Annotated in this window: 10 protein-coding genes; 7 read left to right on the top strand and 3 right to left on the bottom strand. The window is 45.8% G+C overall.

What is annotated here, in order from left to right:
- Positions 1–100: 100 nt before the first annotated feature.
- The 5 genes from AC30SF_RS01040 to AC30SF_RS01020 all read left to right on the top strand — a co-directional run bounded on the left by AC30SF_RS01040 (position 101) and on the right by AC30SF_RS01020 (position 4,674).
- The gene (locus AC30SF_RS01040) at positions 101–706 is read left to right on the top strand and encodes a beta-phosphoglucomutase family hydrolase (protein ID WP_489607276.1); all 606 of its coding nucleotides are present in this window, start codon (positions 101–103) and stop codon (positions 704–706) included.
- Between the two features lie 62 nt (positions 707–768).
- Positions 769–1,254, top strand: coding sequence for a YqaA family protein (locus tag AC30SF_RS01035; RefSeq protein WP_489607275.1), 486 nt, complete (start codon positions 769–771; stop codon positions 1,252–1,254).
- A gap of 211 nt (positions 1,255–1,465) precedes the next feature.
- The gene (gene luxS / locus AC30SF_RS01030) at positions 1,466–1,972 is read left to right on the top strand and encodes an S-ribosylhomocysteine lyase (RefSeq protein WP_489607274.1); all 507 of its coding nucleotides are present in this window, start codon (positions 1,466–1,468) and stop codon (positions 1,970–1,972) included.
- A 9-nt stretch (positions 1,973–1,981) separates the two neighbouring features.
- Positions 1,982–3,163 (top strand): formate-dependent phosphoribosylglycinamide formyltransferase, encoded by a 1,182-nt coding sequence (gene purT, locus AC30SF_RS01025; RefSeq protein ID WP_489607273.1) that lies wholly within the window; start codon positions 1,982–1,984, stop codon positions 3,161–3,163.
- 974 nt (positions 3,164–4,137) lie between these two features.
- Positions 4,138–4,674 (top strand): REP-associated tyrosine transposase, encoded by a 537-nt coding sequence (locus tag AC30SF_RS01020; protein ID WP_489607272.1) that lies wholly within the window; start codon positions 4,138–4,140, stop codon positions 4,672–4,674.
- 429 nt (positions 4,675–5,103) lie between these two features.
- On the opposite strand, the gene AC30SF_RS01015 is transcribed toward AC30SF_RS01020, so the two are convergent.
- Positions 5,104–5,484, bottom strand: a complete 381-nt coding sequence (locus AC30SF_RS01015) for a hypothetical protein (protein WP_021616348.1) — start codon at positions 5,482–5,484, stop codon at positions 5,104–5,106.
- Entirely contained in the window at positions 5,481–5,696 is a 216-nt protein-coding gene (locus tag AC30SF_RS01010; RefSeq protein ID WP_290521044.1) for a hypothetical protein, read from the bottom strand. Before AC30SF_RS01010 ends, AC30SF_RS01015 begins: the two co-directional genes overlap by 4 nt.
- A 361-nt stretch (positions 5,697–6,057) precedes the next feature.
- Between AC30SF_RS01010 and AC30SF_RS01005 the strand changes: the two genes are divergently transcribed.
- Entirely contained in the window at positions 6,058–6,213 is a 156-nt protein-coding gene (locus AC30SF_RS01005; RefSeq protein ID WP_489607271.1) for a hypothetical protein, read from the top strand.
- Positions 6,214–6,422: 209 nt separating this feature from the next.
- Positions 6,423–6,578: a hypothetical protein gene (locus AC30SF_RS01000; RefSeq protein ID WP_489607270.1), complete on the top strand. Its 156-nt coding sequence runs from the start codon at positions 6,423–6,425 to the stop codon at positions 6,576–6,578.
- 559 nt (positions 6,579–7,137) lie between these two features.
- Here the strand turns inward: AC30SF_RS01000 and AC30SF_RS00995 are convergent.
- Entirely contained in the window at positions 7,138–15,747 is an 8,610-nt protein-coding gene (locus AC30SF_RS00995; protein WP_489607269.1) for a YadA-like family protein, read from the bottom strand.
- Positions 15,748–15,896 lie beyond the last annotated feature (149 nt).

Here is a 15,896-nt window from a genome sequence, read left to right as displayed (position 1 = left end):
TCTCAGTATAACGAAATTCGTATGAATTAAACGGTGCATTGATCACAAATTTGTAGGAAAATAGCGCACTCTTCTTATTTAAAATAATTCGGAAAGCGAGATGTTACAGAATAATTTCATTAATGAATATGACGGTTTGATTTTTGATATGGACGGCACGGTCATCGACACCATGCCCAGCCACGCCAAAGCATGGGAAATGGTCGGACAACATTTTGGTTATCCATTTGATGGCAATTTATTGTATGAAATGGGTGGCGCGCCGGTGAAAGCCATTGCGCTAGAAATGATGAAACGTCATGCCATGCCGTTAGATAAATTAGATGATGTGATTGAATTAAAAAGAGAATATGGCAAACAGCTGATCATGAAACACGCCACATTGCTTCCTGCAGCGGATGTTGTTCGTCATTTTTATAATAAAAAACCGCTAGCCCTTGGCACAGGCTCTTATCGTCCCATCGCCCAAATTTTGTTGGATAAGTTTGATTTTGAGAAATATTTTTCCGCGATTGTTACTGCCGAAGATATTCAACATCACAAACCGGCACCGGATACGTTTTTGCGTTGTGCTGAATTGATTCAAGTGAAACCGCAACGCTGTTTAGTGTTTGAAGATGGCTATTTGGGTATTCAGGCTGGATTAAATGCGGGCATGGATGTGTTTGATGTGCGAGTGAATAAATTATTACGTAGCCCGGCGTGATGAAACCCGTTCCGCGTCAATACTAAAAATGACTAATGCTCTGATTTTTGACCTATTACATCATGTTTGATCTTTTTAGCTGGGATGGATGGTTCGCCTTATTTGGCGAGCATCGATTGTGGATTATGTTCGCCAGCGCTTTTCTCAGTGCCACTGTACTTCCCGGCAATTCCGAAATTGTTTTTCTCACCCTCGTCACACCGCGCTTATGGACGGGTTCCCCTTATTTTTCTTTGGATATTCAAAGCCTATTGTGGACGGCAATCGCCGGAAACACGCTGGGCAGCCTGACTACCTATGCACTTGGGCGTTGGCTTCCGACGTTTAATCCGCCACCACAAAATGCCAAACTCTCGTGGGTATTAGCAAAAACACAACGTTACGGTAGTGTGATGTTATTTTTTAGCTGGTTACCGATCGTCGGTGATCTATTTTGTGCCGTGGCAGGCTGGTTGAGATTAAATTGGCTACGCTGTTTGATCTTTATGACACTGGGCAAAATAGTGCGGTATGTTTTTTTGCTATTTTTTGGACTCGCTATTCTGTAACGCTAGGATTTTCCTGTAGAATGGCGAAAAAAATGCCTCTCACAAGGAGAGGCGAATAACCTAAGGAACCAATTTTATTAAAACAACTGCAAGTTGCTCGCTATCTAAGACTGCAGTATAACGGAAAAAGTTCGCAGAAATTTAAAAAATTTTATAAATTTTTTATAACCGCTGTTTTTTAGCCCCAAATGACACCAATTAAGGAGAGATTATGCCATTACTTGATAGCTTCAAAGTGGATCATACCCGTATGAATGCGCCAGCAGTGCGAATTGCCAAAATAATGCAAACGCCAAAAGGCGATAACATCACTGTTTTTGACTTGCGTTTTACCATTCCTAATAAAGAAAATCTACCACCCAAGGGTATTCACACCGTAGAGCATTTATTTGCCGGTTTCATGCGTGATCATCTCAATAGTCAAGATGTCGAAATTATTGATATTTCGCCGATGGGTTGCCGCACCGGTTTTTATATGTCCTTAATCGGCACTCCAAACGAAACCCAAGTTGCACAAGCTTGGGCAGCCTCCATGCAAGATATTCTCAATGTGAAAAATCAACGTGAAATTCCTGAACTGAATGAATACCAATGCGGAACATACACCGAACATTCTTTAGAGGAAGCCCATCAAATCGCGCAAAACGTATTAGCGCGCGGTATCGGTGTGAATAAAAACGAAGATTTAACCTTAGACGAAAGTTTACTCAAACAATAAGGAGCCCCCATGACCACCATCGGCACGCCATTAACCCCAAAAGCACTGAAAGTGATGATGCTTGGTGCAGGGGAATTGGGCAAAGAAGTTGTCATTGAATTACAACGTTTAGGTGTTGAAGTGATTGCGGTAGATCGCTATGAAAACGCGCCTGCACAGCAAGTGGCACACCGTGCTTACACCATTTCCATGTTGGATGGCGCGGCATTACGCGCCGTTGTGGAAAAGGAATGTCCTGATTTTATCGTACCGGAAGTGGAAGCGATCGCCACCGATACCTTACTTGAACTGGAACAAGAAGGGTTCACCGTGATCCCGACCGCCAAAGCCACGAAGCTAACCATGAACCGCGAAGGCATTCGTCGTTTAGCTTCGGAAGAATTGGGTTTACCAACCTCGCCTTATGAATTCGTAGATAACTTTGACGACTTCAAAAGTGCGGTTGAAAAAATCGGCGTTCCGTGCGTGGTCAAACCGATTATGTCCTCCTCCGGTCATGGACAAAGCGTCATTCGTACCCTCGATCAAATCCAATCGGCATGGGATTACGCCCAAGAAGGCGGACGTGCCGGCGCAGGGCGCGTCATTGTGGAAGGGTTCATTCAATTTGATTATGAAATTACCCAGCTCACGGTGCGCCATGTGAATGGCACCTCATTCCTTGCGCCAATCGGACACATTCAAGTGGATGGCGATTACCGTGAATCTTGGCAACCTCAAGCCATGTCAGAAACCGCATTGAAAAAAGCGCAAGAAATCGCGGAGAAAATCACCGCTGCATTGGGTGGTCGTGGGATTTTTGGTGTGGAAATGTTTGTGCGTGGCGACGACGTGATTTTTAACGAAGTCTCCCCGCGTCCACATGATACCGGCATGGTGACCATGATCTCACAAGAATTATCTCAGTTTGCCTTGCACGCTCGCGCCATTTTAGGCTTGCCGATTCCAAGCATCGATTTTATCAGCCCCTCCGCCTCCAAAGCCATTGTGGTAGAAGGCAAATCCAACCAAGTACAATTTGCCAATTTAGAGCAAGTACTTGCCGAACCGCAAACCAACTTACGCCTTTTTGGTAAAGGTGAAGTGAACGGCCATCGCCGTTTAGGCGTGATTTTGGCGCGCGACATCAGCGTTGAAAAAGCCTTAGAAAAAGCCCGTCGTGCTTATGATAAATTGGACGTGATTTTATAAGCTCAACTTATCGTTGACTCCAATTAAAGTGCGGTGAAAAAATGCGTTGTTTTTCACCGCACTTTTTTATCTTCGTAGCGTGCAACTTGTTGCACGAAATCGTGGATCGTAGCGTGCATCTTGATGCACGAAATTGTGAATCACGTACCGTGGTTGAATCACTCGTGCAACAAGTTGCACGAAATTGTGAATACCCGAAAGGATTAAATAACGTTCCGTGCGTGGTTTGGTCATGGTAGCGTGCAACTTGTTGCACGAAATCGGAAATGCCGAAAAAGGGTTAAATAACGTTCCGTGTGTGGCTCATTCGTGCATCGAGATGCACGCTACGGGGAAATCGTGAATCGCGCACCGAGGTTGAATCTTTCGTGCATCAAGATGCACGCTACGAGGGAATCGTGAATCACGTATCGGGGTTGAATCTTTCGTGCATCAAGATGCACGCTACATTCGAAATGAATAACGCTCCTGACGGTTGATAATGCGTTGTTTGAAAAAACACACGCAAAAATCACCACACTTTATTTCGTTCCGTGTGTGGTTTGGTCGTGCATCGAGATGCACGCTACGAGGGAATCGTGAATCACGTACCGTGGTTGAATCATTCGTGCAACAAGTTGCACGCTACATTCGAAATGAATAACGCTCTTGACGGTGGATGATACGTTGTCTGAAATGCACGCAAAAATCACCGCACTTTGTTTCGTTCCGTGCGTGGTTCCGTCGTGCAACAAGTTGCACGCTACGAGGGAATCGTGAATTACGTACCGTGGTTGAATCATTCGTGCAACAAGTTGCACGCTACGAGGGAATCGTGGATTACGTATCGGGGTTGAATCATTCGTGCAACAAGTTGCACGCTACGAGGGAATCGTGAACTACGCATTAGGGTTGAATCATTCGTGCTACTGAATACAAAAAGCTTATTTGGTATAATGGTGCATAGAATGTGAACAACTGCACAAGAAACCCCTATGGCAACTTATCGACGAGACCTCACTGAGGGTGGTACCTATTTTTTCACGCTTGCGCTTCAAGATCGTTCAAAAGATTGGCTAACTCGCTATATTAACGAACTGCGAGCAGCTTTTATCGAAACACAACAACGTTATCCTTTCAAAACAATTGCCATCTGTATATTACCGGATCATCTTCATTGGCTCATGGAATTACCTGAAAATGATCATCGTTATGCCACCCGAATTCGTTTATTAAAAACCCTATTTAGCCAAAAAATCCCTGCACATTGCCGAATGCCAAATCAAAGCCAACGAAGACGAGGGGATCTTGGTATTTGGCAACGCCGTTTTTGGGAACATCTCATCCGTAACGAGCAAGACCTCTCAAACCATTGGGATTATATTTATTATAACCCTGTCAAACATGGCTACGTCACCGCTGTTAAAGATTGGCCATATTCATCATTTCACCGTGATGTCACCGACCAAATATATCCTCTCGATTGGGGTGGCGATATCAGCGTCAAAATACAAAATTTATATCAAGAATAATCCCCGTAGCGTGTAGCTCGTTGCACGGAATTGTGAATCGTAGCGTGCAACTTGTTGCACGAAATAAATAACGCTCTTGACGGTTGATAATGCGTTGTTTGAAAAAACTCACGCAAAAATCACCACACTTTATTTCGTTCCGTGTGTGGTTTGGTCGTGCATCGAGATGCACGCTACGAGGGAATCGTGAATCACGTACCGTGGTTGAATCATTCGTGCAACAAGTTGCACGCTACATTCGAAATGAATAACGCTCTTGACGGTTGATAATGCGTTATTTGAAAAAACACACGCAAAAATCACCGCACTTTATTTCGTTCCGTGCGTGGTTCCGTCGTGCATCAAGATGCACGCTACGAGGGAATCGGTGAATTGCATACTGAGGTTGAATCATTCGTGCAACAAGTTGCACGCTACGAGGGAAAGAATCTAACTGATTTTAAATATAATATCTTCTTGTTTCGCACCAAAATTAGATTTTCTCATAATCGTTATCACAATATTTTTATGAGAAGCACCACCATTCGCATCAGTCGTTTTTTGCACCGCACAAGGAATGTGAATATTGGTTCGGGAACAGGCAATAACGAAAGTATCCTTATCATTTAACGCAACAACAGCCATGATATGCGTTGAAATAAAACGATCAAACAAATCTTCTAGCTCATGCAAATCAATTGGCGGATTATTACGAGCATCATTCACCCGATCTTCGGAGAAATGAAAAGTGAGAGAAAACTGCATAGCGTATTGAGCTACTTTATTATTTATACTTTTGGTTAAGTTAAGTAAATCATCGCGAGTAATCATTTTTGCTCTCTAATACTATTGATTAATCCCTCTAAGGCAACATTAAGCTCTGAATCCGAGCTTGCCGTAATGCTACCGATCATTTCAGAATTTGTCACAGTTCCCATACGAACATCGAAGTGGTTATTATCAAATGAATCTACAAGAACTACATCATCACCATCATAAAAAATAGCAAAATTTTGAGAAAGGGACATGTCAAATTTAAACATCGCTCCTCCTTGTTGCACCTCTTATAAATTAATTAATGAATAAAACCATAAAATTGCTACAAATGTATGTATGATTTATCTTTCTACTGTATTTATTCTACTTAAATCATAATGTCCTTGCAACGTCAGGCAAGGCTTCTCTGTTTGTATCCACGCCAGAATCGTAGCGTGCAACTTGTTGCACGAAATCGGAAATGCCGGAAAAGGGTTAAATAACGTTCCGTGCGTGGGTTGATCGTGGATCGTAGCGTGCAACTTGTTGCACGAAATGAATAACACTCTTGACGGTTGGCAATACGTTGTTTGAAAAAACTCACGCAAAAATCACCGCACTTTGTTTCGTTCCCTTTGTGAATCATTCGTGCAACAAGTTGCACGCTACGAGGGAATCGGTGAATCGCGTATCGGGGTTGAATCTTTCGTGCATCAAGATGCACGTTACGAGGAAATCGGTGAATCGCATATCGAGGTTGAATCATTCGTGCAACAAGTTGCACGTTACATTCGAAATGAATAACGCTCTTGACGGTTGATAATATGTTGTTTGAAAAAACACACGCAAAAATCACCGCACTTTATTTCGTTCCGTGCGTGGTTCCGTCGTAAATCGTAGCGTGCAACTTGTTGCACGAAATGAATAACGCTCTTGCCGGTTGATAATACGTTGTTTGAAAAAACACACGCAAAAATCACCGCACTTTATTTCGTTCCCTTTGTGAATCATTCGTGCAACAAGTTGCACGCTACGAGGGAATCGGTGAATCGCGTATCGAGGTTGAATCTTTCGTGCATCAAGATGCACGCTACGAGGGAATCGGTGAATCGCGTATCGGGGTTGAATCTTTCGTGCAACAAGTTGCACGCTACATTCGAAATGAATAACGCTCTTGACGGTTGATAATATGTTGTTTGAAAAAACTCACGCAAAAATCACCGCACCTTATTTCGTACCGTGCGTGGTTCCGTCGTGCATCAAGATGCACGCTACGAGGGAATCATAAATCACCTATCGAGGTTGAATCATTCGTGCAACAAGTTGCACGCTACATTCGAAATGAATAACGCTCTTGACGGTTGATAATACGTTGTTTGAAAAAACACACACAAAAATCACCGCATTTTATTTCGTTCCGTGTGTGGGTTGATCGTGGATCGTAGCGTGCAACTTGTTGCACGAAATCGTGAATATTCGGAAAGGGTAAATAACGTTCCGTGCGTAGTTCGGTCATGCATCAAGATGCACGCTACGGGGGAATCGTGAATCACGTATCGGGGTTGATTCATTCGTGCAACAAGTTGCACGCTACGCGGTGTAAAAGATGCACGCTACGGGGCATCGTATAACGCATTACCATTAACATTACGAATAAAAAAAGCACGGCATTTTCATGTCGTGCTTTTTTGTTAAGCGAGTTCACCGATTAGGTGAGCTGCGGAGTGATTACCATTGGTAACCGGCGCCGATTGTACCGCCGAAGTCGCCGCGGGAGTTGGTGTTACCGGTGACTTTCAAGATAACTTTACCGTTATCAGAAATACGGGATACACCAATCGCTAAGCCGCTTTGACCGCGATAGGTACTTGCTGCTGCTGCAACCATGCTCTTACCCGGACGGAAGGCTTGCGGAAGACCGGCTGTTGCCAATGCACCCGCGATACCGCCGCGTAAGTCACGATCCATTTTACGTAGATCGCCACGGATTTGGTTGAAGTTGTTTGCGGTATTTTGGTTAATTGCCGCAATCGCGCCATGAACGGTATTTTGTCCGGTGTTACCGATACCGTTTTTGCCTGCAACCACTTTACCGTCTTTCACGGTTGCGCCGCCGCCAATCACATCAGCTACGCTTTGCGCAGTTTCATGTAATTGACCGCCGTTGACCGCGTCTTTGCTGCCTTTAGCTAGGTTACCGTTAGCAACGTTGGTAATTGCTTTACCACCTGCATTGATACCGTCTTTGGTCATGCTTGGGCCGTTCACGATTTCAACACCATTGCTATTGATGGTAGTATCACCCGCTTTCACGCCATCTGCCGTGATATTTTTCACGTTAAGATTATCGTTGAAGCTTACTTCTACATTGCCGTTAGGGTCTTTGTTGAAGTTTAGGTTACCATCTTTAGAGGTTAAACCTTGTACAGCGCTGTCAGCTTTAGCAAGACTTGCTTTCGTCTTGTCAGACACATCCACGGTGTAAGTGGTTGTGTTGCTGTCTGCATCGTGCTTGCTGGTTACGGTCACTTGATCGCTTCCTGCTTCAGTCACTGCACGTTCAACATCAACGGTATATTCATGACCGCCTGCAGCGTTAGTGCCTTCAGTCACAGTCACGTTAGAACGACCGTCTTTAGCTTTCACGCTGGTTTTCTCAGCTGCAGCTTTCTTCGCAAGATTGTTCACAGCTTTAATTGCATCACCAATCGTACCTTTACCGGTTTCACCGATACCTTTGGTTGGATCAGCTACAGTCACTTTACCTGTTGCAGGATCGATCGTTGCATCCGGACCTACAAGGTCTGCAACGTTTTTCGCTACATCATACAACTGACCACCGTTAACCGCATCTTTGCTGCCTGCTGCTACGTTACCGTCAGCAACGTTAGTGATGTTCTTATCACCTGCGTCAATACCGTCTTTCTTCACAGAAGGACCGCCTGCGATAGTTAAACCATCGTTATTCACGGTGGTATCACCCGCTTTCACAGAATCTACGTTCAAGTCTTTCGCTGTTGAAACGGTGTATTCTTTACCGCCAGCCGCGTTAGTACCTTCAGTCACAACAATGTTGTCACCGGCTTTCACAGAACTGTGTTTCTTCGCAGTATCCGCTGCGGCTTTCGCTGCATCGTTAACGTGTTTGATCGCATCACCGATAGTACCTTTACCGGTTTCACCGATACCTTTGGTTGGATCAGCTACTGCCACTTTACCTGTTGCAGGATCGATCTTCGCATCCGGACCGATTAAGTCTTTCACGTTATTTGCCACATTGTACAACTGGCTACCGTTAACCGCATCTTTGCTGGTTGGGGTTACTGCACCCGGTGCAACGTTAGTGATTTTCTTATCACCTGCGTCAATACCGTCTTTCTTCACAGAAGGACCACCTGCAATGGTTAAGCCATCGCTATTCAATGTGCTGTCACCTGCTTTCACAGAATCCACGGTTAAGTCTTTCTTCAAGCTTAATTTCGGATTCTTCGGATCGGCGTTGTCAACCACTAAGTTTTCTTCACCGTCTGCTGCTTTCACAGATTTCACTGCGCTGTCAGCAACGCCAGCCACTTTATCTAACTGACCTTTGTTTACAGCATCAGTTGGGTTCACACCGTCAGCAACATTGCTGATAGGTTTGTTATTCGCATTTAAGCCGTCTTTGTTGATGTAAGTGTTGCCACCTACTTTCACGCCGTCGTTGCCTAATACGACTTGGTTATCACCTTCACCTGCAGTTACTTGTGTCAAGCTAATGCTATCTTTAAGCGAGAATTCCACTTGAGCGCCATTTGCGCCGTTGGTTTGTTTCGCTTTCAAGTTTTTACCTGCTTGAAGCGTCACTTTGTTGCCAGCTTTCACTTTTTGGTCAGCTTCAGAAGCTGCATCCAATTCGCCGTCAGTCGCTTTGGTATCCACCACGAAGTGGGTGTTTGCAAGCGCTTGTGCAACGGTGCCTGCAGTCACAAGTTTGCCTTTGTCTGCATCGGTTGCCGGTGCTGTGATGTTGCCATCAGCATCCACTAAATCACCGCTTAGGTTAGGTGTGATGGTGTAAGTATTGCCTGCTTTTGTTACAGATAATGCTTTCTCATCGCCGGACTTGATGTCTTGCACTGCGGTGTCTGCTTTATCTTTCACAGATTTAATCGCTTCACCAATTGTGCCTTTACCGGTACCTGCGATACCTTGAGCAGGATCAGCTACAGTGACTTTACCTGTTGCAGGATCGATAGCTGCATCCGGACCGATTAAGTCTTTCACGTTATTCGCTACGTTGTACAACTGACCGCCGTTAACCGCATCTTTGCTAGCTGCTGTTACTGCGCCCGGTGCTACGTTAGTGATTGTTTTATCACCTGCGTTAATACCGTCTTTCTTCACAGAAGGACCACCTGCGATGGTTAAGCCATCGGTATTCAATGTGCTGTCACCTGCTTTCACAGAATCCACGGTTAAGTCTTTCTTCAAGCTTAATTTCGGATTCTTCGGATCGGCGTTGTCAACCACTAAGTTTTCTTCACCGTCTGCTGCTTTCACAGATTTCACTGCGCTGTCAGCCACGCCTTTCACTGCATCTAACTGACCTTTGTTCACTGCATCGGTCGGTTTAACGCCGTCAGCTACATTGCTGATAGGTTTGTTGTTCGCATTTAAGCCGTCTTTGTTGATGTAAGTATTGCCACCTACTTTCACGCCGTCGTTGCCTAATACGACTTGGTTATCACCTTCACCTGCAGTCACTTGTGTCAAGCTAATGCTGTCTTTAAGCGAGAATTCCACTGTTGCGCCATCGGCTGCATTGGTTTGTTTCGCTTTCAAGTTTTTACCTGCTTGAAGCGTGACTTTGTTGCCGGCTTTAATTTTTTGGTCAGCTTGAGAAGCGGCATCCAATTCGCCGTCAGTCGCCTTGGTATCCACCACAAAATGGGTGTTTGCAAGTGCTTGTGCAACGGTGCCTGCAGTCACTAACTTGCCTTTATCTGCCGGTGTTGCCGGTGCTGTGATGTTGCCATTGGCATCCACTAAATCACCGCTGAGTTTAGGCGTTACGGTTACGATGTTGGTGTTCGGATCTTTCACTGCAGTTAATGCATTTTCATCACCGGATTTCACATCTTGTACTGCGGTGTCGGCTTTCGCTTTCACGCCATCCAATTTGGTGTTGGTGTCATGTAATTGACCGCCGTTGACTGCGTCTTTGCTGTTTGCTTCCACTTTGCCGTCACGAACGTTAGTGATAACCGCATTGCCTGCATCAATACCGCCGCGCGTTACGCTTGGGCCGCCTGTGATGGTTAAACCGTTGGTGTTCACTGTGGTATTACCCGCAGTTACGGAAGTCACTTCTAGGTCATCTTTTGTCGCCACAGTGTATTCATCACCGCCGGCGGCATTTTTGCCTTTCGTTACTTTCACGTTTTTGCCTTCAACAACAGTGGTGTGTTTCGCTGCAGTTGCGTTCACCGCTTTAATTGCATCGCCGATATTGTCTTTACCGGTACCGCCGATACCTTGAGCAGGATCAGCCACGGAGACTTTACCTGTTGCAGGATCGATCTTCGCATCCGGACCGACAAGATCAGCTACGTTTTTCGCCACGTCATACAATTGACCACCATTCACCGCATCTTTGCTGGTTGGAGTCACTGCACCCGGTGCAACGTTAGTGATTTTCTTATCGTTCGCATTTAAGCCGTCGTTGTTGATGTAGGTTTTACCACCCACTTTCACGCCGTCGTTGCCTAATACGACTTGGTTATCACCTGCGCCTGCAGTTACGCTATTCAAGCTAATATCGTCTTGAAGTGAGAATTTCACTGTTGCGCCACCGTTAGCGGTGTTGGCTTGTTTAGCAGCTAAGTTTTTACCTGCTTCAAAGGTGACTTTATTGCTAGAACCCACTTTCGCGTCTGCTTCAGAACCTGCTTCAGTCTTACCGCCGTTAGCTTTGGTATCGACCACAAAGTGGTTCGCTTTTAATGCGTCAGCGACAGCTTTCGCGCTCACCAATTTGCCTTCGTCTGCGGCTGCAGGGGCATTGACCGTACCGTCAGCATTCACTAAGTCGCCTGCGATAAAGTTCGGTGTTAACGTCACAGTGTCGCCCGCTTTGGTTGCAGTAAGTGCGGTCGGATTTCCAGACACAACGTTTTGTACTGCGCTATCCGCTTTGGATTTTACTTCCGCTAATTGACCGCCGTTCACCGCATCTGTGCTGCCTGCGGCAACGTTGCCGTTAGCCACACCGGTAATTTTCTTATTACCTGCGTTGATGCCGTCTTTCTTCACAGAAGGACCACCTGCGATGGTTAAACCATCGGTGTTCAATGTGCTGTCACCTGCTTTCACAGACGTCACATTAAGGTTATCCGCCGTTTTAACGGTATATTCTTTACCGCCGGCTGCATTAGCGCCTTCAGTCACTTCAACGTTTTTACCTGCTTTCACAGTAGTGTGTTTCGCTGCTTCTTGCGCAACGGCATCCAACTGACCTTTGTTCACTGCATCTTTCGGTTTAACACCGTCAGCGACATTGCTGATAGGTTTGTTGTTCGCATTTAAGCCGTCGTTGTTAATGTAAGTGTTGCCACCGACTTTCACGCCGTCGTTGCCTAATACAACTTGGTTTGCACCGGTGCCTGCAGTGACTTGAGTCAAGCTGATGCTGTCTTTAAGCGAGAATTCCACTTGAGCACCATCTGTGCCGTTGGTTTGTTTCGCTTTTAAGTTTTTGCCTGCTTGAAGGGTAACTTTGTTGCCGGATTTGATTTTTTGGTCAGCTTGAGAAGCGCCATCTAATTCACCACCCGTTGTCGCTTTGGTATCCACCACGAAGTGGGTTTCCGCTAATGCTTTAGCAACCGTACCTGCAGTCACCAATTTGCCTGCATCACCCGCTGCCGGTGTGTTCACCGCGCCGGTTGCCGGATTCACTAAATCGCCTGCGATAACATTCGGTGTCAAGGTTACTTTCGTACCGTCTTTTTTCACAGAAAGTGCATCCGGATTTGCGGACTCAATTTCTTGTACCGCAGTATTCGCAGTATTTTCCACGTCAGCTAACTTGGTGTTAGTTGCATGAAGTTGTGAACCGTTCACAGCGTCTGTGCTGGTTGCGTTGATATCACCGTCAACCAAGCCGGTTACTTTTCTACCGTTCGCATTAATACCGGATTTCGTTATACTTGGACCACCTGCGATAGTTACACCATCGGTATTCACTGTTGTGTCGCCTGCTTTCACAGAATCAACAACTAAGTCTTTTTTGGTTGCCACGGTGTAGGTTTTGCTGCCGTCAGTGTTAGTGGTTGGGGTTACGGTGATATTGTCACCTGCCGCCACTTTGGTGTTTGCTGCTGCGATAGCATCGTTGACGTTACCTTTGCCTGTGCCACCAATGTTACTCATGGTTAGGTTGCCGGCATTATCAACTGCCGCATCACCACCAAGAACATTTTTCACGCCGCCTGCGAGATTGCTTAAGTAGTTATTGGTTGCATAAAGTTGGCTACCGTTAATCGCATCGGTGCTGGTTGCGCTAATCACGCCAGCCGCCACGTTTTGGATTTGGCGTTCCTTGCCGGCAGAACCCACAGACACGGTGCCATTCGCGGCATTAGGTTGACCTGCTGCAGTGTAGGAACCGTTAAGGGTGTAAGGACCTGTTGTTTGAGCAGCAGAGGTTGCAGAGCCTGCACCTAACGCCACGGAGTTAGCTTGTGCAGCATTCGCGTTCGCACCGATTGCTACGGTGTTCGCTGCGCCAACGGCTGCACGTGTACCAAACACAAGTGAATCATCTGCACCTGCGGCTACATTGATGTTATTACCCATCGCATAAGTGCGGTCGCTTGCAACAGTGTTTTTGTCACCGATGGCTACGGAGTTGTTGCCGGAAACGTTGGTTTCAGCACCGTACACTTGTGAACGCGTTCCGCTTGCAACAGAAACAGCTTGTCCACCTTTGCTATCGAAGTTATTTGAAATGACTGTGCTTTGTTCACCACTGGCTTCACTATAAGCACCGATAGCAGTAGATTTTTTGTTGGAAGTTTTCGCTTTTATACCGATCGCAACAGAATCATGACCATTTTCCGCAACGGAACCATAACCCAATGCAACGTTAGAAGTGCCTAAAGCTTTGGTTTCATAACCAATTGCAATCGCTTTTGTCCCTAAAAGGGTTGGATCCGTAGCCGGTCCACCAGCTTCAGAGGCTGTACCAATAGCAATAGAACCGTCGGTCGTGGCTTTCGAATTTAAACCAATTGCAGCGGAATTAGAGCCTGAAGCCGCAGCTTGTGTACCCATCGCAGCAGCATTATTAGCAGAGGCTTTCGCAGCGCTACCAATCGCTACTGTTTTACTCACTTCCAACTTCTCAGTCGCAGATCCCACGTTCGCATTCGTACCAATGCTGACGTTTTCATTACCTTTGATGTAATAACCTGCGGAATAACCTTGTGCAACGTTGTTGTCCCCTTCAACGTATTGACCGGCAGAGATACCTACAGCAACGTTGTTGCCACCTGAGATAGCATAACGACCGGCATTCGTACCCACGTTAACACCATTACGATTTCCGTTAGGTGAAGTGCTATTTGCACCTGCGCCATAACCTAAGGAGGTTTCACCCGAACCACTTGCTTCTGCTTCGTGACCTAATGCAGTAGCATAATTTACTTTGGCTTTTGTGATAGAACCGACCGCAGTTGCACCATAGCCTAAAGCAGAAGTACTACTACCGATCGCAGTAGAATATTCACCTTTTTTCACGGTTGGTGCTGCAGTATCACCTGCTATAGCGTTTTCACCTAATGCAACAGATTTCTCTGTACGTGCTTGAGCAGTGGTACCCATGGCAATGGCAGTGTGTTTAGAAGCTTTCGCATTATGACCAATAGAAATTGTCTGGCTAGCCGCAAGTTTCTCTGCATCAGTACCGGAACCTGCTCCAGTACCCATAGCGATGTTATATGAACCACTAACATATTGACCGGAAGCTGCACCTATCGCAGTATTGAGAATACCACTTTGACCGTAACGACCTGCATTTCTACCAATAGCAATACCACTTGTATTAGGCGCTACTGCATCCGCACCGGCATCTGAACCAAGAGAAATTTGGTATGCACCACTTACATGAGCACGTGTACCAAATGCAAGAGCCTCTTCTGCTTCTTTAGCTACATTAATCTCATTACCGATTGCGTAAGTGCGGTGGGCTGAAACAGTGTTTTTATAACCAATCGCTACTGCATCTGTGCCGGAAGCCTCACTTTCGACACCATAGACTTGTGAACGTATACCACTAGCAACGGAAACTTTGGCATTAGGCGCATTATTGGCGAGTACGATACTTTGCGAACCTTTAGCTTGAGACTGAGCACCGATAGCCATGCCTCTATAGTTATCCACTAACGCTTTAGTACCAATTGCGATACCGTCTGTCGTCTTACCATCCGGTTTTGCTGAAGAAACTTGTGCACCGTTACCCAATGCAATGGCACCAATGTAATTTGATAAAGAATTACGACCGATTGCGATTGAACCGCCAGTCTCGTTAGAAGAAGGAACCATATCGCCACCGGCAGTTGCATTACGACCTATCGCGATAGAATAACTTGTTCTAGCTTTAGCCTCAGCACTGATAGCAACCGCACCTTCTGCCGTTGTCGCTGTATCTACCCCAATTGCAATGGCATTTGTATGTTTATTTGTATCATCCAACGTCGTACCTGTACCCATACGAATGCTATTCGTTGCGCCTGCGCCGTTAGTACCACGATCGCCCACGCCGATGATACCGGAGTTCACGTCTAAACGACCGCCAAGGGTGAGGTTTTTAGAACCGTTGTTTGTGGTATCCACTGTATGAGTATTACCATAGAACAAGGTACGGTTAGTTTGAGTTGCAGCTGCATGAACACCATCCCCCGAAGGCAGACAAGGCTTCATTTTATCCAAACCAAAATAAGAATCAGGAACAAGTGTATATCCGGGGTTGATCATGCTATTGCCAGGAACAATTGAATTGCCGCTAGAAGAAATACCATAAATGCCGGTATTTGGGAAAGGCGTGTCAGGCAAGGCTAAACAACCAGGATCTGTACCATCATTAACATAGATACCTGCGGATGCCACCGCACTTGTAGAGGTTAGCGCCAACCCAACAGAGATGGCAAGCGCACTGGCAGCAAAGCCGGCGGTGCCTTTCGCAACACGACCGACAACAGTTCTTTCGGAACCCTTGCCATGTGCAGAAGCAAATTCAGGGACGGCGGTGAACACACCAAGCGCCTTATTAAAAATGCTTTTGTAAATATGATTCATAAGTGATTTCCTTTTTTATGAAGAAAACGAAGGCTGTCGCCAGCCGTAAAACTTTTTTGCTTTGCTTTTAACCGTTCTGCTTTTTAGAAGTGAATGCTTTTGTTGCTCACAATCCTCCTTAAAAGTTCTGAAAGTGTCGGCTGAAAAAC

This window comes from Aggregatibacter valvarum (assembly GCF_980468985.1).
Note: the sequence above shows the minus strand (reverse complement) of the source record. Positions and strands in the feature narration are given on the sequence as shown.

Coding starts and splice junctions, on each gene's coding strand:
- AC30SF_RS01040 (WP_489607276.1), top strand. CDS start 101: ATGTTACAGAATAATTTCATTAATGAATATGACGGTTTGATTTTTGAT.
- AC30SF_RS01035 (WP_489607275.1), top strand. CDS start 769: ATGTTTGATCTTTTTAGCTGGGATGGATGGTTCGCCTTATTTGGCGAG.
- luxS (WP_489607274.1), top strand. CDS start 1,466: ATGCCATTACTTGATAGCTTCAAAGTGGATCATACCCGTATGAATGCG.
- purT (WP_489607273.1), top strand. CDS start 1,982: ATGACCACCATCGGCACGCCATTAACCCCAAAAGCACTGAAAGTGATG.
- AC30SF_RS01020 (WP_489607272.1), top strand. CDS start 4,138: ATGGCAACTTATCGACGAGACCTCACTGAGGGTGGTACCTATTTTTTC.
- AC30SF_RS01015 (WP_021616348.1), bottom strand. CDS start 5,484: ATGATTACTCGCGATGATTTACTTAACTTAACCAAAAGTATAAATAAT.
- AC30SF_RS01010 (WP_290521044.1), bottom strand. CDS start 5,696: ATGTTTAAATTTGACATGTCCCTTTCTCAAAATTTTGCTATTTTTTAT.
- AC30SF_RS00995 (WP_489607269.1), bottom strand. CDS start 15,747: ATGAATCATATTTACAAAAGCATTTTTAATAAGGCGCTTGGTGTGTTC.